The 18,125-nt window shown below is 41.2% G+C and carries 24 protein-coding genes; 3 read left to right on the top strand and 21 right to left on the bottom strand.

The window, feature by feature from the left end:
* Position 1 precedes the first annotated feature (1 nt).
* The 5 genes from M1D67_RS10210 to M1D67_RS10190 form a co-directional block, all read right to left on the bottom strand.
* Complete coding sequence (locus M1D67_RS10210) at positions 2-559, bottom strand: host-nuclease inhibitor Gam family protein (protein WP_479831798.1); 558 nt, start codon at positions 557-559, stop codon at positions 2-4.
* A gap of 65 nt (positions 560-624) precedes the next feature.
* On the bottom strand, positions 625-894 hold the full coding sequence (locus M1D67_RS10205; RefSeq protein ID WP_479831797.1) for a hypothetical protein: 270 nt from the start codon (positions 892-894) through the stop codon (positions 625-627).
* 93 nt (positions 895-987) lie between these two features.
* On the bottom strand, positions 988-1,254 hold the full coding sequence (locus M1D67_RS10200) for a YqaH family protein (protein WP_061578518.1): 267 nt from the start codon (positions 1,252-1,254) through the stop codon (positions 988-990).
* Positions 1,255-1,377: 123 nt separating this feature from the next.
* Positions 1,378-1,647 (bottom strand): group-specific protein, encoded by a 270-nt coding sequence (locus M1D67_RS10195; protein WP_061578517.1) that lies wholly within the window; start codon positions 1,645-1,647, stop codon positions 1,378-1,380.
* A 5-nt stretch (positions 1,648-1,652) separates the two neighbouring features.
* On the bottom strand, positions 1,653-1,838 hold the full coding sequence (locus M1D67_RS10190; RefSeq protein WP_026587143.1) for a helix-turn-helix domain-containing protein: 186 nt from the start codon (positions 1,836-1,838) through the stop codon (positions 1,653-1,655).
* Positions 1,839-2,106: 268 nt separating this feature from the next.
* Between M1D67_RS10190 and M1D67_RS10185 the strand changes: the two genes are divergently transcribed.
* From M1D67_RS10185 to M1D67_RS10175, 3 genes are read left to right on the top strand one after another with little or no spacing between them, the layout of a single operon-like run.
* Positions 2,107-2,535 (top strand): helix-turn-helix domain-containing protein, encoded by a 429-nt coding sequence (locus M1D67_RS10185; RefSeq protein WP_026587142.1) that lies wholly within the window; start codon positions 2,107-2,109, stop codon positions 2,533-2,535.
* Between the two features lie 8 nt (positions 2,536-2,543).
* Positions 2,544-2,966, top strand: a complete 423-nt coding sequence (locus M1D67_RS10180; protein ID WP_026587141.1) for an ImmA/IrrE family metallo-endopeptidase — start codon at positions 2,544-2,546, stop codon at positions 2,964-2,966.
* 40 nt (positions 2,967-3,006) lie between these two features.
* Positions 3,007-4,152, top strand: a complete 1,146-nt coding sequence (locus tag M1D67_RS10175) for a tyrosine-type recombinase/integrase (RefSeq protein WP_479831796.1) — start codon at positions 3,007-3,009, stop codon at positions 4,150-4,152.
* Between the two features lie 118 nt (positions 4,153-4,270).
* Here M1D67_RS10175 and glnA read toward each other — a convergent pair whose 3' ends face one another.
* From glnA to ureB, 16 genes are all read right to left on the bottom strand, one after another.
* The gene (glnA, locus tag M1D67_RS10170) at positions 4,271-5,605 is read right to left on the bottom strand and encodes a type I glutamate--ammonia ligase (protein ID WP_025811550.1); all 1,335 of its coding nucleotides are present in this window, start codon (positions 5,603-5,605) and stop codon (positions 4,271-4,273) included.
* Between the two features lie 56 nt (positions 5,606-5,661).
* Positions 5,662-6,069, bottom strand: a complete 408-nt coding sequence (locus M1D67_RS10165) for a MerR family transcriptional regulator (protein WP_003182143.1) — start codon at positions 6,067-6,069, stop codon at positions 5,662-5,664.
* A gap of 102 nt (positions 6,070-6,171) precedes the next feature.
* On the bottom strand, positions 6,172-7,437 hold the full coding sequence (locus tag M1D67_RS10160; RefSeq protein ID WP_105980971.1) for a methionine gamma-lyase family protein: 1,266 nt from the start codon (positions 7,435-7,437) through the stop codon (positions 6,172-6,174).
* Positions 7,438-7,455: 18 nt separating this feature from the next.
* The gene (hflX, locus tag M1D67_RS10155) at positions 7,456-8,700 is read right to left on the bottom strand and encodes a GTPase HflX (protein WP_407640593.1); all 1,245 of its coding nucleotides are present in this window, start codon (positions 8,698-8,700) and stop codon (positions 7,456-7,458) included.
* Between the two features lie 122 nt (positions 8,701-8,822).
* A complete protein-coding gene (gene spoVK, locus M1D67_RS10150; protein WP_479831844.1) occupies positions 8,823-9,788 on the bottom strand; it encodes a stage V sporulation protein K in 966 nt (321 codons plus the stop codon).
* Positions 9,789-10,094: 306 nt separating this feature from the next.
* Entirely contained in the window at positions 10,095-10,793 is a 699-nt protein-coding gene (locus M1D67_RS10145; protein WP_026579675.1) for a hypothetical protein, read from the bottom strand.
* A gap of 439 nt (positions 10,794-11,232) precedes the next feature.
* On the bottom strand, positions 11,233-11,670 hold the full coding sequence (locus M1D67_RS10140) for a hypothetical protein (RefSeq protein ID WP_026579677.1): 438 nt from the start codon (positions 11,668-11,670) through the stop codon (positions 11,233-11,235).
* Positions 11,655-12,020, bottom strand: coding sequence for a hypothetical protein (locus tag M1D67_RS10135; RefSeq protein WP_095290584.1), 366 nt, complete (start codon positions 12,018-12,020; stop codon positions 11,655-11,657). The genes M1D67_RS10140 and M1D67_RS10135 overlap by 16 nt, the downstream gene beginning before the upstream one ends.
* Before the next feature lie 50 nt (positions 12,021-12,070).
* Positions 12,071-12,676 (bottom strand): PadR family transcriptional regulator, encoded by a 606-nt coding sequence (locus M1D67_RS10130; protein ID WP_081691824.1) that lies wholly within the window; start codon positions 12,674-12,676, stop codon positions 12,071-12,073.
* Positions 12,677-12,711: 35 nt separating this feature from the next.
* Complete coding sequence (locus M1D67_RS10125) at positions 12,712-13,404, bottom strand: HoxN/HupN/NixA family nickel/cobalt transporter (RefSeq protein ID WP_103750471.1); 693 nt, start codon at positions 13,402-13,404, stop codon at positions 12,712-12,714.
* A gap of 71 nt (positions 13,405-13,475) precedes the next feature.
* Positions 13,476-14,300 (bottom strand): urease accessory protein UreD, encoded by an 825-nt coding sequence (locus M1D67_RS10120; protein ID WP_026579678.1) that lies wholly within the window; start codon positions 14,298-14,300, stop codon positions 13,476-13,478.
* A 1-nt stretch (position 14,301) separates the two neighbouring features.
* The gene (gene ureG, locus M1D67_RS10115; RefSeq protein ID WP_026579679.1) at positions 14,302-14,913 is read right to left on the bottom strand and encodes an urease accessory protein UreG; all 612 of its coding nucleotides are present in this window, start codon (positions 14,911-14,913) and stop codon (positions 14,302-14,304) included.
* 21 nt (positions 14,914-14,934) lie between these two features.
* Complete coding sequence (locus M1D67_RS10110; RefSeq protein ID WP_026579680.1) at positions 14,935-15,618, bottom strand: urease accessory protein UreF; 684 nt, start codon at positions 15,616-15,618, stop codon at positions 14,935-14,937.
* On the bottom strand, positions 15,611-16,066 hold the full coding sequence (gene ureE, locus M1D67_RS10105; RefSeq protein ID WP_026579681.1) for an urease accessory protein UreE: 456 nt from the start codon (positions 16,064-16,066) through the stop codon (positions 15,611-15,613). The genes M1D67_RS10110 and ureE overlap by 8 nt, the downstream gene beginning before the upstream one ends.
* A gap of 10 nt (positions 16,067-16,076) precedes the next feature.
* Entirely contained in the window at positions 16,077-17,789 is a 1,713-nt protein-coding gene (gene ureC / locus M1D67_RS10100; protein WP_026579682.1) for an urease subunit alpha, read from the bottom strand.
* Positions 17,786-18,112, bottom strand: coding sequence for an urease subunit beta (gene ureB, locus M1D67_RS10095; protein WP_020451535.1), 327 nt, complete (start codon positions 18,110-18,112; stop codon positions 17,786-17,788). The genes ureC and ureB overlap by 4 nt, the downstream gene beginning before the upstream one ends.
* Positions 18,113-18,125: the final 13 nt, after the last annotated feature.

Below are 18,125 nucleotides of genomic sequence, written 5' to 3'. Positions count from 1 at the left end.
ATCACACCTCCACTTTGAAGCTGGTGGAGGCTGGTTCTATTTCTACACCCGGAACAGCTTGTCCATTTTCATCAACGACAACCTTTTTGCCGTCTACCTCTTTGATAGACAGAGATTTTTTAAAGTCGCCCCATTTGACATCTTCTTTGATAAATTCAGTGAGCTCGGCCTCTTTGACATGCTTGAGAAGCTGGTCCTTATCGGCTGGTTTCGGCTGCTCTTTAACTGCCCGGCTTTTTGACTTACCGTAAGGTGTGGAAAGTGTTTTTGCTTTCGGATCCTGCTCGAGCTGCTTTGAGTGATAAACGCTGACCAGGTTTTCAAAGAAAGCCAGATTGTCCGCGACAGGTTTAAGCTCCTGGGTTTCCCATTCATCGATGCGCTGCCTTTCCGTTGCTGCCAGGGCCTTGATTTCTTTTTCCTGTGTCTTTAAAGCAGCAATTTTCCGAAACGCCCAATTTAGACTATTCATGTCCGTGATCTCAAACTGTGGACGGCTCTCCTGCTGCAGGCTATTATTTGAAATCTCGTTTAGTTCAAACGCCTGTAAAGGATTCATATATATTGCCTCCTAATTGATTTTGTTATAGACTCCATTTAAAATGAGGTTGTTAAGTATTGTTTTTAGTCGCCTTTGCCGAGGCGGCTTTTTTGTTCATAAGCAGTCGGATAAAAAGCAACAACTTGAATTTCCCTATTAATTTCAGTTGTGTACCAAAAGCTATTATCGTAGGAACGCTGATTAATTTTTGTGTTCAATTTTTCAGCTGCATCCTGCACTTTTTGAAGAGCTGTCTCTTCATTCTTACAGTGATAGTCAATGCCAATCTGCCCACCATTTTTCAATGCACTTTCAACAAGTTGCAATACTGTGTCAATCTGCTTTGGATCCATTTTCATCCTCTCTTTCTGCATCATTCTCGTCCTTCAAATATTCCAGAGGATAGCCGTAACGGTTAATCTCAGTGATCATTGGGTGCTCGATATTCATTGAAACGGTCTCCCTACGGCTGAAACATTTAACCCCCTACTTGCGAATTTGGACGCGATTTCGCGAAACCGAACAACTTGTTCCGGATGCTCCATTCGTTTAAGGTCCTTGCAATTTGAAATGATTGTCGCCGCAATTTCTACACATCCTTCAAAATCATGGTCTTCGATAGCGACGGGCAATTCCGAAATAAGGTCTCGCGTTGAAATAAATAGTCTTTCCGCTTTTTCGCGGTCAGCTTTTAGAAAATTGTTAAGGTTCATACTTGGGCTCCTTTCGATTTTGCAAATGCTTGATAAATCTTCATAAAACGTTCCGCCTCGCTTAAAGCAAGCCATTCTTTGGTTTTGATCTTCAATTCCTCACCTCCCCTCATTAAGTAGGGCTTAATTTCTTGGCTGTTCGGCCAACCAGGTCAATAGAAATTTTTCGCATTCTTTTGCTGGAAAAAGCCATTTCTTTCCGACTCGATACTTAGGAAAGCGAGGATCGTAAAAGAACGTATCCTTTATGAAATTAGGGCTCATGTTGGTCTGTCGACACAGTTCTTTCATGTCCCAGAATGTGAATTGATTTTTAATTTCATTCAGGTGTTTGCGCATTTCGCCAAGAAATTGGCGTTCTATTTGTTCTTGATCTACCTGAACCGTTAGCATACCTATTATGAAACCTCCTTCATGTCCAGGATCTTGACAATTTTCTCTCTGACCTTTTTGCCTTCTCTTTTACCGTGTAAAATGTCGGAGAGGTAAGGGCCAGAAATGTTTAGCATTTCGGCTAATTCTTTCTGCTGCATGCCGTTAATTATTAACCAGGTCTTAACCCTTTTTCCGAAATCCAATTCCACAGAAAACACCTCCTATATATTTTTTGCTAATTATTTAGCTTTTTGTTGACTGAAAAATAGGATATATGCTAATATCTAAGCATAGCGAATAAACCCTACAATTACAGCCTTTTACGTTGGGGAACGTGGTCTTAGGCTTTAGTTTGTAGTGTCCTGAAAGCTAAATAAGTAGCTTATGAACACAGTTTAATAAACTATATGCTAATTGTCAACACAAAAATAGCATAAAGTTTAATTTTTGTCATAGGCTCATTTAAGGATGGTTGATATGACAATAGTTGAAAGGATAAAAAAGTTGGCAAAAGAGCATAAAATATCTTTGGCTGAACTTGAAAGGAAGACCAAATTATCAAATGGAACAATTAGAAGATGGGATGAAAAAACTCCAGGTATAGACAAAGTTCAAAAAGTAGCTGATTATTTTAACGTCTCAGTTGATTACCTTCTCGGCAGAACAGAAAAGGAAAACTTTGAGCCGGAACTTACAGAAAAAGATGAAAGAGATATACAGAAAGAGCTACAAAAAATTATAGAAGGGTTAGAAGGCAAGAACGGTTATGCCGCATTTGACGGCCAAACTCTTGACGATATGGATGAAGAAGACAAAGAGTTATTAATTGCCAGTCTGGAAAATTCTTTACGTCTCGCAAAAAGAATTTCAAAACAAAAATTCACTCCGAAAAAATATCGTAAGTAGGTGCTTTTGTGGAGTCAATTACTAAAAAGATAAAATCAATAACAAAAAAATTTGAAACAAACAATCCATTTAAAATTGCAAAAGAACTAGGAATTGAAGTGGTATATGAAGATTTAGGAAAAGCCCTGGGGTATTACAGTAGGCATTTCAGAGTTAAGGTCATTCACATTAATCAGAATGCGAATGAACATAACAAGGAGTTTATTTGCGCTCATGAGTTAGGTCATGCGATCTTTCATCCGGACGCAAACACTCCTTTTTTAAAAAGAAAGACATTATTCTCAACAGATCAAATCGAATTAGAAGCAAATTTTTTTGCAATCAATTTGTTGTTCTCATCTTTTAATAAGTGTGTAACCGTGAAAGAAGCAATTGAACTTTATGGAATCCCAGAACAGCTAGTTTTATCAAATATCGAAAAAATTTTTTAACCTAAAAACAGAACGTAAGTTTCTCGAGAGGTGAAAAAAGATGGCCAGTTTTAGAAAGCACGGAAATGGCTCATGGGAATATCGCATCCGGTATAAAGATCCAATCGACAAGAAGTTTAAGGAAAAATCAAAACGTGGTTTTAATACAAAGAAAGAAGCTCAATTGGCCGCTGCTGAAGAAGAAAAGAAAATTTTTAATGGATTAGAGTTAGATGATCACCCCTACTCCCTTAAAAATTATCTTCATGAGTGGTTGAAAGAATATAAATCCGGGGTAGTACGCAAGAATACATTTGAATTACATAAAAGAAATGTTAATAATCACATTATTCCCTATTTCAAAAACATCGATATTAAAGAAGTAAAACCTATCCTATATCAAAAATTTATTAACTACCTTTGTGATCAAAATTATAGTAAACGCACAGTGGAAATTATCCATAGTACCATGAGTAATGCAATGGAAAAAGCAGAATTGCTTGGCAAAATCGAAAAAAATCCATGTGTTGGTATAGAGATTAAAACTAACAAAAAAAGAGAGTATAATATTGAATTCATTAACAGTGATGATCTACCGCTTTTTTTACGTACAGCTTATCAATACGGATATATATATTATATTTTCTTCAAGACGTTACTAAACACTGGAATGCGAAAAGGTGAAGCTGCGGCTTTACGGTGGACAGATATTGATTTTAAGAATAAAACTATTAATATATCTAAAACTCTTGATTTTAGGGCGAAAAATCAGAATGAATTATTTAGTGACCCGAAAACTTTTACATCAAAGCGAATTATAACTATTGATCAACAATTGGTTAATGATCTACACGATTTAAAAAAACGTCAAAATGACGATAAGCTCGTTCTTAATGAAGTTTACCTTCATGAATTAAACTTAGTGTTTGCGCGGAAAGATGGATCTCCCCTGCCTAAATCATCTTTATTCAATGCGTTTGAACGTATACTAAAAAAAGCAGGTCTACCCAAATTACCCATTCATGCCCTTCGGGACACTCATGCTGTTTTACTTTTAGAATCCGGGGCATCTATGAAATATGTTCAGGAGCGCCTCGGCCACAAAAGTATTCAAGTAACATCCGATATTTATTCTCATGTCAGCAAAAAGATTGATATGGATTCAATGAATAGATATGAAGAGTATATCTCCACGATAATGGAGTAATTTTTTTATTGATTTTTTGTGGGTGATTTGTGGGTGATTAATGTTCCCTCTTAAAATATTAAAAATACCCACAAAAACAAAAACCCCCTGACACCACTGGTGCCAAGGGATTCCTAGATTAATACTGAGACATATACTGCTCGCGCTCCCAAGGATGGACTTGTGTGCGGAACATATCCCATTCGATTTCTTTTGCTTCGACGAAGTGTTCGAATAGATGGTCGCCGAGGGCTTTGACCATGACTTCGTTTGATTTGAATTCTTCGAGAGCGTCTGCGAGTGTCGCAGGAAGGTCGACGATTCCGTTTTCGAGGCGCTCTTCTTTTGTCATGACATAGATGTTGCGGTCGATCGGAGCCGGTGCTTCGAGCTTGTTTTTGATGCCGTCAAGTCCTGCTGCAAGAAGTACGCTCAAAGCAAGGTACGGGTTCGCAGAAGGGTCTACGCTTCTGACTTCTACGCGCGTGCTGATGCCGCGGGAAGCCGGGATACGGATCAATGGGCTTCTGTTTTGCGCGCTCCATGCCACATAGCAAGGTGCTTCATAGCCTGGAACTAGGCGCTTGTAAGAGTTGACAGTCGGGTTTGTCACAGCTGTAAAGCTTGTTGCGTGCTTGACGATGCCGGCGATGAATTGCTTTGCCGTTTCACTCAGCTGAAGGTCAGCGTCTTTGTCAAAGAAAGCGTTGGCGCCGTTTCGGAAGAGTGATAGATTGCAGTGCATGCCTGATCCGTTTACGCCGAACAACGGTTTTGGCATGAATGTTGCGTGCAGGCCGTGTTTGCGCGCGATTGTTTTAACGACGAGCTTGAACGTTTGGATATCATCGCAAGCGCGGATGGCTCCAGCGTATTTGAAGTCGATTTCGTGCTGTCCAGGCGCAACTTCGTGGTGAGACGCTTCGATTTCAAAACCCATTTCTTCGAGCTCAAGTACGATGTCGCGGCGGCAGTTTTCGCCAAGGTCAGTCGGCGCAAGGTCGAAGTATCCGCCTTTGTCGTTCAGTTCAAGGGTAGGCTCGCCTTTTTCGTCAAGTTTGAACAGGAAGAATTCCGGCTCCGGTCCAAGATTGAAATCTGAGAAGCCCATGTCTTCCATTTCTTTCAAAATGCGCTTCAAGTTGTTCCGCGGATCGCCTTGAAACGGCGTGCCGTCCGGATTATAAATATCGCAGATGAAGCGGGCTACTTTACCTTTTTCGGCGGTCCACGGGAAAATCACAAATGTATCTAAGTCAGGGTACAAGTACATATCGGATTCTTCAATGCGGACGAATCCTTCGATTGAAGAGCCGTCGAACATGACCTTATTATCAAGTGCTTTTTCCAGCTGGCTCACAGGAATTTCAACGTTTTTAATCGTTCCAAGAATGTCTGTAAACTGAAGGCGAATATATTTTACATTCTCCTCATTTACTAGTTTAACAATATCGTCTCTTGTATACTTTGCCATTCGTAAAACTCCTCCTCTAAAAGGTAAATGTATATAGCAATGCAGTTGCTAACAAATTAATGAAAAAACCTGGACATGTCTCCCTGGCGGAATGTCGTCCCTCTTTGGAAACGGCCCGCTTGGATAAGCTCGTTTTTCAGCAGTTTTCTCAGTTCTTCATCCGACAAGTTGTGTTTCTCTGCTTTTTTCGGCTTGTCTTGTTTGTCTTCTTTTTGTTCGTTTTCTGTTTTGGCGAAAATTTGTTTGATCCCCGCCATGTTTACACCTTGTTCGATCAAATCTTTAATTTCGAGCAGCTTATCTACATCATGGAATGAAAATAAACGTCTGTTCCCTTCGCTTCTTGCAGGAAATACCAGTCCATTTTCCTCATAATACCGAATTTGTCTTGCGGACAGTTCGGTCAGCTGCATGACGATACCTATCGGAAATAAGGGCATTGAGCGGCGAATTTTATCACTCATCTCAATTTCCTCCTTTTCTTATATAAATTTATTATATGTGATGTTATATAATGTGTCAACATGATGTAAGGATTCTTTACATGAAAATATTCTTTATTTTCTTTACATTAATCCCTGCTTCATGAGTGCATCCACAGCACTGCATATCGCATTCTTCACATGGGAATAGGTTAATCCGCCTTGGACATATGCCACATAAGGCGGTCTTATAGGGCCATCCGCTGATAGTTCAATGCTTGCTCCCTGTACAAAAGTGCCGGCCGCCATAATAACATCGTCTTCATAGCCCGGCATATAGCTCGGATATGGTGTCACATGGGCATTGACAGGAGAAGCGTACTGAATCGCCTGACAAAACGCAATCATCTGCTCCGGAGTGGAAAATTCGACAGACTGGATCAAATCGGTCCGCTTGCTGTTCCACGAAGGATTCGTCCTAAAGCCGAGCTTTTCAAGAAAGCGGGCTGTGAAAACGGCTCCTTTTAATGCCTGGGAGACGACATGTGGCGCAAGAAAAAAGCCCTGGTACATCTCCTGAAGGGTGTACAACGACGCACCGGCTTCACTACCGATTCCCGGTGACGTCATTCTGTAGGAGCAGGCTTTCACCCATTTTTCCTTGCCGGCGATATAGCCGCCTGTTTTGGCGAGGCCGCCTCCCGGGTTTTTAATCAGCGAGCCTGCCATCAGATCCGCTCCAACATGGCACGGCTCACGTTCTTCTACAAATTCGCCGTAGCAGTTGTCGACGAAAACGATGATGTTTTCGTTTATTTCTTTAACAAAGCGAATCATCTTCTCAATCTCATCAATTGTAAAAGACGGACGATCGGCGTAGCCTTTTGAGCGCTGGATTCCGACGACCTTTGTCTGCGGTGTGACGGACTCTGCCACGCGGTCAAAATCAACGGCTCCCTCTTTAGTCAGCTCGACATGGCTGTATCCGATTTGGAAATCCTTCAAAGACCCCGAGTTTTCCTCACCTCTGACGCCGACGATCTCTTCGAGGGTATCGTACGGTTTGCCTGTGATGTAAAGAAGTTCATCTCCCGGGCGGAGAACGCCGAATAAAGCAATTGATATCGCATGGGTTCCCGAAATGATCTGCGGTCTGACAAGGGCCGCTTCACCGCCGAAGACGTCGGCATAGACTTTTTCCAGCGTATCGCGGCCGATGTCATCATAGCCGTAGCCAGTCGATGGTGTGAAATGCGTGTCCGATACTTTGTGCTTTCTGTAGCTTTCAAGCACCCTCCACTCATTTCGTTCACTGATTTCATCAATTGTTTTATGGATCTGAGCGATATCGGTTTCACCCTCCACCGCCGTTTTTTTTAGTAGATCTCCGTGTTTTAATGTCTCAAACATGTTCTACAGTGTCCTTTCCTACATATACTTCTTCAGCTCTCCCAAAATGTTTTGGTCAGGGAGAATATATCCTTCTACTTCATATACTTCGCGATCTTCGTCAAAAACAGTGCTGTTCGCCATTGTCTCAGACTTGATTCTCGACAATAGCCTTCCTTCTGAAGCGGGAATCCTTACGTCATACGGAACGAGCAGTTCCTTTTTCAGATAGTCTTCAACCGCCTGCTTAAACAGCCGCAAGTCTCCGTCTATTTTGGCGCTCGTCATGATATGCCCTCTCCCTGAAGAAGGGATGAAATCCGGCCGCTTCCGGTCTCTTTTGTTATAGACGGTTAAAACGGGAATATCGTCGGCTTCAAGTTCTTCAAGAAGGCGCTTGACCGTCGCTTCGTGGCCCTCGTAGTCTTCGTGTGAAGAATCGATCATATGAAGAATCAGATCGGCTTCTTTTACTTCTTCGAGCGTCGATCTGAAAGCCGCGATCAAAGTCGTCGGCAGATCCTGAATAAACCCGACCGTATCTGAGAGCAGCACGCTGTATCCGCTCGGAAGCGTCATTTTGCGGGTCATCGGGTCAAGTGTGGCAAACAGCAGGTTTTCTTCATAGCTGTCGGCGTCTGTAAGCCTGTTAAACCATGTCGATTTCCCTGCATTGGTGTAGCCGACGAGCGCGATTTGCAGTACGCCGTTTTTCTTTCTTCTTTCTCTGTATCTGCTTCTGTGGCGAATGACGGTAGACAGCTGAACATTGATTTCATGAATCCGGTTTCTGATATGGCGCCGGTCGGTTTCCAGCTTTGTCTCTCCGGGACCTCTTGTTCCGATTCCGCCGCCTTGCCTTGACAGGTTGATTCCCTGGCCGCTTAACCGCGGGAGGGCGTATTGCAGCTGCGCCAGCTCAATTTGCAGCTTTCCTTCCCTTGTCCGCGCGCGTTTGGCGAAAATATCGAGGATCAACTGCGTCCTATCGATAATTTTCACGTCAAGCGTTGTGACAAGCGCTTTCAGCTGGCTCGGCGACAATTCATCATTAAAAATTAAAACATCGGGCGACAGCTCTTCACAGAGCACCGCCAATTCATCTACTTTTCCTTTTCCGATATATGTAGCAGCATCGACACGGTTCCGCTTCTGCGTGACCGTGGAAACAACCGTTCCATCGGCCGTTTTCGTCAGCGCGGCGAGCTCTTCCATCGAGTATGAAAAACGCTCATCAGATACGTGCGGAAGCTGGCATCCGACTAATATGGCTTTCTCTTTCATGACGTCCTGTCCGTTCAAATGATCATGTTCCTTTCTTAACGTTAGTCAATTAAGCAGTACTATCATAACAAACGAAGGGAACGGTTGCCAGAAATCCTCGAAAATAAAAAAAGAACGCGCCATTATACGTGCGGCGCGTCTTCCTTCAAGTCGAGATCCTGGCTTTTAATGGTTATCAGGTCATTCTTTAAATAGCAGTCTCCCATCAGCAGTCTCATCGCCTGCGACCGGATGGATTTTTCGATCAGGTTGCGGACGAAGCGGCCGTTGCTGAACTTCGCGGGGCTGACCGTGCTTTTGACGGCCATCAGATGATCTTTCAACTTCCACTCGGCCTCAGGGCTGAACTGATATTCCCTTTCCGCCATCATCCGTTTCGCAATGTCCATCAGCTGGCTGACTGAGTAATCGGGAAAATCGATGCTGATCGGAAACCTTGACTGAAGGCCTGGATTTAATGAAAGAAAATGATCCATTTCCCGCGAATATCCGGCGAGGATTAAAATAAATTCGTTCCGCTTATCTTCCATATGTTTGACTAATGTATCGATTGCCTCCTTGCCGAAGTCTTTCTCTCCGCCTCTGGCAAGGGAATAGGCTTCATCAATGAACAGGATTCCGCCCATCGCTTTTTTGATTAAATCCCTCGTTTTTTGCGCCGTATGACCGATGTACTCACCGACAAGATCGGCGCGCTCCGCCTCGATCAGATGGCCTTTTGAGAGAACATTCATTTCGTAAAAAAGCCTGCCGATCAGCCTGGCGACGGTCGTTTTTCCGGTTCCCGGGTTTCCTTTGAACATCATGTGTAGCGCCTGTTTTCCGGCTTTAAGGCCTTGTTCTTCACGCTTTTTATTGACGAAAATCCAGGCGTAGATTTCCTTAATATTGCGCTTCATTTCCTCCATCCCGACCAGCGTGTTCATTTCCCTTTCAATTTCCTTCAGAATGCTGTGTTTGGCTTCATTTTTTTGCAGTGCGGCCTGATATTCGGCTTCAGCCCCTGAATTGGCCAAAACCTGCTTTTGACCGTTCAGTATGATATTGATTTGTCCGTTGTTTTTATAAGTAACAGCCCTTTCCAACACACTCACCTCACCATTCTCTCTTTATATCCTATTCATGGCGCGCTTAAGCCGTGACAGACGCCCACATGACTGCGCATTCCGATGTTTTTTGAGAAGGACGGGGCAGGTCTTGTTGAAACCTGCGCTTTCCCGAGAAATACTTTATTTCTTATTGTATTCAGGTAAGCTGTGCGGACAAACCAATTTTTTATTTCTGTTTGCCTTTTTGGTGAATGCTTAACAGGTGGACATGATGATGTACTGAACCAGCTGTAGGAATACGTTAACAGTGATAAACCCCGACTAGGCTCTTTCGCTTTAATATAGTTATTTTTCATAATAATAAGCTTTGACCCAATAATAGTTTCTACCCTTATTTTCACACCATTCAACAAATCCTTTTGATTGCCCTTCTTTAAACATCACCCAGTCATTCAATAGATCTTGATAATAGTTAAGTGCTTCGTTATTGTTTTTTCTTGTTTGTTGACACTCTACCTTGTTGTTTAACTCCCGGGACTTAGCAAGAAGTGCTGTATCTTCTTTAATATCGCCAAGATATAAATCTTCGGATATATGATGGAATGAATACCAAAGGGCGTTCAAATTAATATCGATTAGCGTTAATAAGGATAATTGTTCATTGCTGCCACCAAGTCTAAGTGCGTTGTGTAAGTAATCAACACGGTTTTCAGTATTTAAAAACACCCCATACCACCTATATGGTCTTGGATCTTCGGGATTACTCTTCATCCATCTCTCAAGTAAAGGCTTTAAAAGTTCCTCCTCCAAAGGATAAACGAGTATATGATGAATATTATCTGATTCTTCAAATAAGGCAAATAGCCAACTGGCAAAATGCTGTTGTACATTATTATCCCACGTCTTTGCTTCATCAATAAAGGCGGACAATGCTTTAAAGGATTCCTTTCGCAACCCTTTTTCTTTGAGGAAACAAAACTTTTTAAATAATGGATATGCATCCAATCTGTCATTTTTTAAGACATTTTTTAAGACATTCACCATTTTCACATCTCTCTTTGCTCAGAATAAAACCGTAATTTTTATTCAAAATCTCACTTTTTTGTTCGAAAATGAACAATAATTAATATTACACCTAAGATCATTAACAATACAGGATAAAATAACACAGATGATTGAAAATAAGCTGAAGTCTCTTCATCACTAATCCCATCAATCACATAATTAGGAAAAGCAACAGATAACAACTGTACAGAAAATAACATTGATAGCCCCAGCAAACACGACATGAATCCTGATATAAAGTACATTTATAACCTCCAAAAAATAAAATAATTCCCTTCACTAGAATGCTATCTTCCCCAAAGTTTCCGTTAGTCTCTCTCTGATACTGACTAGTGTTTCAAGTTCATGTTAAGCGCTATATAATTCAGCATCAAAATATCCTTTTGCATATTCATTAAAAGCCTTCATATTTATTTTCCTACTTTTTCGAAGATCGTGATTTATACTCTCTTCTAATAGATGATTTTTTTACCCACCATTGAGTGCCCTTATTAGACCCGCTTAATACTTCTATTAATGCCAAGTTATCTTCTTCTAAAATTTTTATAATTTTTATTCTTTGATGCTTTGAAATAGTAATTGTCTCCCCTTCAACGTTGAATAAATTACCGGAGTTTTTCTCTAAATTCTCAATAGAATTAGCACCTGTAATAGACTGTCCGAGCCGTAATTCATCCCCTGCTTTATCGTCTCCTCCACTCCCAATCACGTATAGAGCTGCCATTACTACAAAAACCAAAAGAACGCCAGCAATTCCATAAAGCGCTTTTTTCATGAGTTCTATTAATTTATCTACGAAGTTGATTATTGGATTATTTATATATTGGTGTTGTCTGTTTTTCACTCGTGATTGCATTCTGCCCTCTTCTTTCTTATTTTCTTTATTGCGTCATGGTGATCATTAGGGTACTCAATATAGCTTCCGTCATCCCAATGAACAGCAAATGTTTTTTCACCAACCATCTTCAGTTCTCCTTCAGTCACGTTTCCATCACCAAACCATGTAACCCGATTCTCATTTAAAAACACCTCCAAGTCATATTTCGGATAAGATTGATCCGATTTCAAACTCGAAGGTGTTTTTTTATTTGTCTCATCTTGTGGGGCAGTCCGGCAGTTCCCTCGTTTGTTTATCAAAAATGGCACGTTTCGTTTTTCTGCACCATTCGTTTTTTGAACGCGGGCGTAAACATGCGGCGTTCTCACTGTGTTATATTGAGGCGCCTTATTTTATGTACGTGATATTCGTTTTCTGTCTAGATAAGCAGTGACGCTCCATTTATCCCTTCTACACTGACATAACACAGAAAGGGAAAATTAAATTTCTTATCTTTTATTAGATTTAAAACCTTCTGACACCATGTTTTTTCCTCTTTGGCCAGTCTGAATTTGCGATCAATCAAGATATAACGGCCAAAGTTTTTTGACATGCTATCCGATTCCTTGTTTTTTTCTAGCTCCGCCATTTTGTTCAATTGGGTATCAATTGTTTTTTCTAAATTTTTGATTCGATCCTGAATCAGTTTTACAGAATCTTCCTCTTTCAACAACCAAATCGAATATACTTTAATAAGAAATTCGTCCCTATTTATTGGATCTGAAGGAGATACAGCGATCCAATCTTCTAACGCTTCTTTTCCCTTGTCAGTAATGGAGTATATTTTTTTATCAGGTTTCCCTATTTGCTCTACATGCTCATATTCAAGAAATTTTTCTTGTTCCATTTTATTTAGCAAAGGATATATTTGACTATGTTTTGCCGGCCACACTACCTCCAGGTACTGAACTAACTCATATCCTGAACAAGGTCTTCTGCCGAGAACGCTCAGAATGGCATACCCTAAAGTATTTATATCATTCACCTCAATCTTTAAATGGCGGTTACTTTATACTATTTTTAAATCCAAAGGTTAAATAAACCCTCATTAATACCCAAGTTATACATATAGTATACACCAAAAACAGCACTTATTACACCCGTCGTCATCCCTAGTGTTCCGCTGATTGCCCCTCGCTTCTTACTCAGCACAAAGGGAATTCCAATGATTGTTGTAAAGAAAAGCATACCAATAACTGTTCCTGCCCCGAATATAAGAATATATATTGCCGCTTCCTCTACACTCTTGACAGTACTTATCGTTAATAAGACCATGGCTCCACTTCCTGCAAGACCATGAACTAAACCGATGAATGTTGATCTTAAGTACGTTACGTTTTTATGGCGGCGCTTATGGTCGCCGCTGCTTTGATGGGTGTGGAGATGTTTGTGTTGATGCGTATGTACAGGGCTATTCTTGAAAGAAAGAATCATTTTAATCCCTAAATAAACAAGCATGACTCCTACTAAAAATTCTAAGGACATCGACCATTTTTCTGATATTTGCCCCTTCATTACAATGACAATGATTCCAACTATAAACAATGTTACAGTATGGCCAATGCCCCAAAATATGCCCGCTAAAGAAGCTTGCCATAACTTTTTACTTTGACTTGCAATTGTCGATACCGCAATCACATGGTCAGGTTCAATCGCATGCTTGATTCCTAAAATTAATGCCAGCATTAAAACCGAGAATAATGTGCCTTCCACCAAAATACAGTTCCTTTTTATCTTGAATCTGAAAAAAACCAACAATTGAACAGTTGCTGGTTTTTTAACCGTTAATATTTTCTTAAAAAACTCGGGGTTTTGTTAAACCATACTTGGTTGAGGAGATGATGAAATTCAGAAAACAGACTTTCGATGATCTGTGTTTGATTTGCTAATACCCGTACGGAAAACCCAGGGACAGGCAATAAAGATATGCCTATTTTATATTCTTTTGTCTGAGTATCCACGGCCTGATATAAACGATCAAGAAGGTCATGATCTACTTGTTCATTGATTACAATCATGGAACCTAAATGAGAATAGCCTTCCATTAAACCCAGACCATTCATATTTTGTTTGACCGGGCATAGTTTGATATGGTCATAGACTGCCAGCTCATTTTCCATATAGATTTCATTAATGAATTGAAGCATCTCATAGGTAAACTTTTCTCCACTAGGAGACCATCCAGGAGTCACAATATCTGAATAAAGGAACGTACATCCTTTTTCAATATATACTATATTTTTTTGTTTATACCGTGCATTTTGATAGCCGATAAGCGGATCGGGAATGTACTCAAGATAACTGCCTTCCTTAAGGTTAAATTCCGTTTCCTGATATGCATGTGTATGCGGTGTCTTATATATTTTAGTTGCCGATTGGGTTGTTAATGTTAATCTTGCTTGTTTCTCCAGTGAAATCTTCATTTGATAGCGATCACCGTCTAAATAACCGCCGCCGGGGTTTAAAATATAATAACAGGCTTGTCCTGATTCATCATGATAAATAGGACGCATGACTTTATACGCCCCCTGAAAATACACATTTTTCGCAATGGTCTTTCCATTTTTTTCTTCAGCGCTCAAACGCAAAACGCCTGTCCAGTCCCCCATCTTACTCCAGTCCTTTTAATAGTGCATTTTCCTTAATCCAGTCAATGACTTGATCAAGACCTTCATTCGTTTTTAAATTTGTAAAAGCGAACGGCTTGTCTCCGCGGAAAACCTTCGTATCAGATGCCATAACGTCCAGATTTGCTCCAACGAAAGGCGCTAAATCTGTTTTATTGATGATAAACAAATCAGATTTAATCATTCCTTGACCGCCTTTTCGCGGTATTTTCTCCCCTTGGGCCACATCAATAATATAGATTGAAAAGTCAACAAGTTCAGGGCTGAATGTAGCTGCCAGATTATCTCCGCCGCTTTCAACGAAAATAAGTTCAACGTCTGGATTCTTCTTCACTAGCTCATCAATGGCTGAAAAGTTCATTGATGCGTCTTCGCGTATTGCCGTATGAGGGCAGCCGCCTGTTTCCACACCTATAATCCGATCTGCGGGAAGCACCCCGTTGTTCATTAAAAACTTGGCATCTTCTTTTGTATAAATGTCGTTTGTCACAACTGCCATACTCATTTCATCTTGCAAATGCCGGGTTAATTTTTCGACTAACATCGTTTTCCCTGCTCCTACAGGTCCTCCTACACCGATCCTAATTGGTTTCATACCTAACACTTCCTTTTTTTATTAAGACATGAAAATACGAATATTTACACGCTCGTGCATCATTTGAGATAATTCTAAACCGGGAGAAACAATCCCGAATTCTTCTTCATTTAAACTTTGAATTTTTTCTGTTGCTTCGATTAAAACAGTCTGAAATTCTTGAATTGTCTTTTGACCTGCCACTTGCCCTAAAGGGACAGCCCGTACCGCATTTTGAACAAGATTTGAGACTGCTGAATACAAATAGTACAGTGTAGTCGTTGATGAAGGGACACCAAGATGATGACCTACAATCGTAAATACAATGGAGGGATGTCCAAACGATTGCTTTTGATCTATACGCTCCCGATATGTTGAAAGAATGGGTATATCATATAGGGATTCAATAAGATTTAACATCCGCTCGCCCATCCTTTGGGTTCCTTCTCTTGTTTCACGCGGCAAACTTTGAACAGTCAACATGCGATCTAATTTCCATACTGTTTGTAAATCTTCGTTCTCTAAAGCTTCATATACAAGACGGGAAGCCAACCCATCTGAATAGATGAGCTGCTCGTTTACATACGTATGAAGCCATTGTACGAACGTTGCTTGATCATGGACTTTATCTTCTTGAATATAGGTCTCAAGACCATACGAATGACTAAAAGCCCCTATAGGGAAATTTGAATCACATAGTTGGAGTAAAGATAAAATATTAATCATGGCTATGACCGATATGGCGGAAAGCCTGTTTTACTTTTCGGTCTTCACGTTTATATGGAATTTGCAGGTCTTGAAGTAACTCTTCTACAAGATAATCATATTGAACAAGCATTTCGTCCTCTTCAAACTGCGCCGGCAGGTGGCGATTTCCTAATTGATGAGCGATCGTTCCCATTTCATTCAAGGTGCGCGGTTTGATAACTAATAAATCATCGGACAGTACATCGATGACGACCATATTTTTATCGTCCATATACAAAACATCACCAGCGACAAGGTCACGCGCTTCTTTTAAGCGTATTCCAATTTCGTTGCCATGATCTGTTTTCACCCGTTGGATTCGTTTTACTAAATAAGCACTTTCAAGGTAAACTTTTTCAATATGGCGTTTTTCAATTTCCTCTTTTTCCATGTTTTCAAGATTTGTTACGATTTGTTCAATGATCATGACTCTCACCTCAGAATAGGAAATATCGTTGACCCATTGGCACCTTATCAACAGGGTCACATGTAATTAATTGGCCATTTACTTTTACTTCATATGTTTGTGGATCGACCGTTATTTCAGGAGTTTCGCAATTCAGCTTCATATCTTTTTTCGTTAGTTTGCGAATGCCGCGAACCGGAAGAATGATTTTTTGCAACCCAAGCTTCTCATGCACGTTGTCATCGAAAGCTGCCTGGGAAATAAACGTAATGGAAGTGCTGGACAGCGCCTTGCCAAACTGTCCATACATTTGGCGGTAAATAACAGGCTGCGGTGTCGGGATAGAGGCGTTAGCATCTCCCATTAAGCTCTCTGCAACAAAGCCGCTTTTCATCACCATTTCAGGCTTCACACCGAAAAATGCTGGATTCCAGACAACGAGATCGGCCATTTTCCCTCTCTCGATAGAACCGACATATTCGGAAATACCATGAGTAATGGCAGGATTAATTGTATATTTGGCAATATAACGTTTTACGCGGTTGTTGTCCGAAAGCTCGCTGTCGCCCGCCATTGTTCCTCTTTGTTTTTTCATCTTATCGGCTACTTGCCATGTACGTAAAATGACTTCTCCAATCCGTCCCATCGCTTGGGCATCCGAACTAGTCATACTGAATACACCCATATCCTGGAGAATATCCTCAGCTGCAATCGTTTCGCGTCTGATACGTGAGTCAGCAAACGCCAAATCTTCCGGAATAGATGGATTCAAGTGGTGACAGACCATTAACATATCTAAGTGCTCATCTACCGTATTGACTGTATAAGGTAATGTCGGGTTCGTAGATGACGGCAGAACATTGTTAAAGCTGGCCGATTTAATTAAGTCAGGAGCATGTCCTCCCCCTGCACCCTCTGTATGGTACATATGAATGACGCGATTTTTAATAGCTGCCATTGTATTTTCCATAAATCCGCCTTCATTTAATGTATCCGCGTGAAGGGCAACCTGAACATCATATTTGTCAGCCACACTTAGCGCATGATCGATAGCTGAAGCTGTAGCGCCCCAGTCCTCATGAACTTTCAGTCCAATGGCGCCGGCGCGTATTTGCTCTACCAGCGGAGCTTCTGAAGCGGCTTGTCCTTTTCCTGTAAACCCAACATTAATCGGCATGCCCTCTGCCGCTTCAAGCATTCGGTGCATATGCCACTCGCCCGGTGTAACCGTGGTAGCCTTTGAACCTGCAGCAGGGCCTGTTCCTCCTCCAATTAGGGTAGTAAGACCTGAAGCTAATGCTGTTCTGATTTGCTCCGGATTAATAAAATGGACGTGAGTGTCAATTCCGCCCGCAGTTACAATCATACCTTCAGCAGCAATAACTTCTGTACCAGAGCCAATCACAATATCCACATTGTCCATGATTAGCGGATTACCTGCTTTCCCGATTCCAGCGATTTTGCCATCACGAATTCCAATGTCCGCTTTATAAATACCAGTGTAATCTAAGACAACAGCATTCGTAATGACAACATCTGCTATTCCCTCTCCACGTGTAACTAAAGGGTGTTGTCCCATTCCATCACGAATAACTTTACCGCCGCCGAATACCACTTCATCTCCATATGTCGTGTAGTCTTTCTCAATTTCGATGAGCAAATCTGTATCTGCCAGACGAATAGAGTCCCCTGTAGTCGGGCCGTACATTTCAGCGTATTGCTTTCTTGGCATCTTGAAACTCATGATTGGTTCCCCTCTTTTTCCAATGATCCGTCCACTTTATTATTAAATCCGTATACCCGGCGTTCGCCGGCGTAAGGCACTAATTCCACTTCTTTTTCATCCCCGGGCTCAAAACGCACAGCTGCTCCTGCCGGAATGTTTAGTCGCTTTCCAAATGCTTCTTCTCGTTTGAATTGAAGCGCTTCATTCGCTTCATAAAAATGAAAATGTGAACCTACTTGAACTGGGCGGTCACCTGTATTCGTTACATTCAATTTGGACGCCGCTCTTCCGACATTACAAATGATATCCGTTTCTTTTAAAAATAGTTGCCCCGGTTCCATTTCAATAGCCTCC

It is taken from the genome of Bacillus sp. PK6-025 (genome assembly GCF_056530265.1).
The sequence above is the reverse complement of the archived record's forward strand: the minus strand, read 5'-3'. Positions and strand labels throughout refer to the sequence as shown.

What these genes read in the sequence shown, in the direction of transcription:
- M1D67_RS10210 (WP_479831798.1), bottom strand. Translation starts at nt 559, where the DNA reads ATGAATCCTTTACAGGCGTTTGAACTAAACGAGATTTCAAATAATAGC.
- M1D67_RS10205 (WP_479831797.1), bottom strand. Translation starts at nt 894, where the DNA reads ATGGATCCAAAGCAGATTGACACAGTATTGCAACTTGTTGAAAGTGCA.
- M1D67_RS10200 (WP_061578518.1), bottom strand. Translation starts at nt 1,254, where the DNA reads ATGAACCTTAACAATTTTCTAAAAGCTGACCGCGAAAAAGCGGAAAGA.
- M1D67_RS10195 (WP_061578517.1), bottom strand. Translation starts at nt 1,647, where the DNA reads ATGCTAACGGTTCAGGTAGATCAAGAACAAATAGAACGCCAATTTCTT.
- M1D67_RS10185 (WP_026587142.1), top strand. Translation starts at nt 2,107, where the DNA reads ATGACAATAGTTGAAAGGATAAAAAAGTTGGCAAAAGAGCATAAAATA.
- M1D67_RS10175 (WP_479831796.1), top strand. Translation starts at nt 3,007, where the DNA reads ATGGCCAGTTTTAGAAAGCACGGAAATGGCTCATGGGAATATCGCATC.
- glnA (WP_025811550.1), bottom strand. Translation starts at nt 5,605, where the DNA reads ATGGCAAAGTATACAAGAGACGATATTGTTAAACTAGTAAATGAGGAG.
- M1D67_RS10165 (WP_003182143.1), bottom strand. Translation starts at nt 6,069, where the DNA reads ATGAGTGATAAAATTCGCCGCTCAATGCCCTTATTTCCGATAGGTATC.
- M1D67_RS10160 (WP_105980971.1), bottom strand. Translation starts at nt 7,437, where the DNA reads ATGTTTGAGACATTAAAACACGGAGATCTACTAAAAAAAACGGCGGTG.
- hflX (WP_407640593.1), bottom strand. Translation starts at nt 8,700, where the DNA reads ATGAAAGAGAAAGCCATATTAGTCGGATGCCAGCTTCCGCACGTATCT.
- M1D67_RS10145 (WP_026579675.1), bottom strand. Translation starts at nt 10,793, where the DNA reads ATGGTGAATGTCTTAAAAAATGTCTTAAAAAATGACAGATTGGATGCA.
- M1D67_RS10140 (WP_026579677.1), bottom strand. Translation starts at nt 11,670, where the DNA reads ATGCAATCACGAGTGAAAAACAGACAACACCAATATATAAATAATCCA.
- M1D67_RS10120 (WP_026579678.1), bottom strand. Translation starts at nt 14,300, where the DNA reads ATGGGGGACTGGACAGGCGTTTTGCGTTTGAGCGCTGAAGAAAAAAAT.
- ureG (WP_026579679.1), bottom strand. Translation starts at nt 14,913, where the DNA reads ATGAAACCAATTAGGATCGGTGTAGGAGGACCTGTAGGAGCAGGGAAA.
- M1D67_RS10110 (WP_026579680.1), bottom strand. Translation starts at nt 15,618, where the DNA reads ATGATTAATATTTTATCTTTACTCCAACTATGTGATTCAAATTTCCCT.
- ureE (WP_026579681.1), bottom strand. Translation starts at nt 16,066, where the DNA reads ATGATCATTGAACAAATCGTAACAAATCTTGAAAACATGGAAAAAGAG.
- ureC (WP_026579682.1), bottom strand. Translation starts at nt 17,789, where the DNA reads ATGAGTTTCAAGATGCCAAGAAAGCAATACGCTGAAATGTACGGCCCG.
- ureB (WP_020451535.1), bottom strand. Translation starts at nt 18,112, where the DNA reads ATGGAACCGGGGCAACTATTTTTAAAAGAAACGGATATCATTTGTAAT.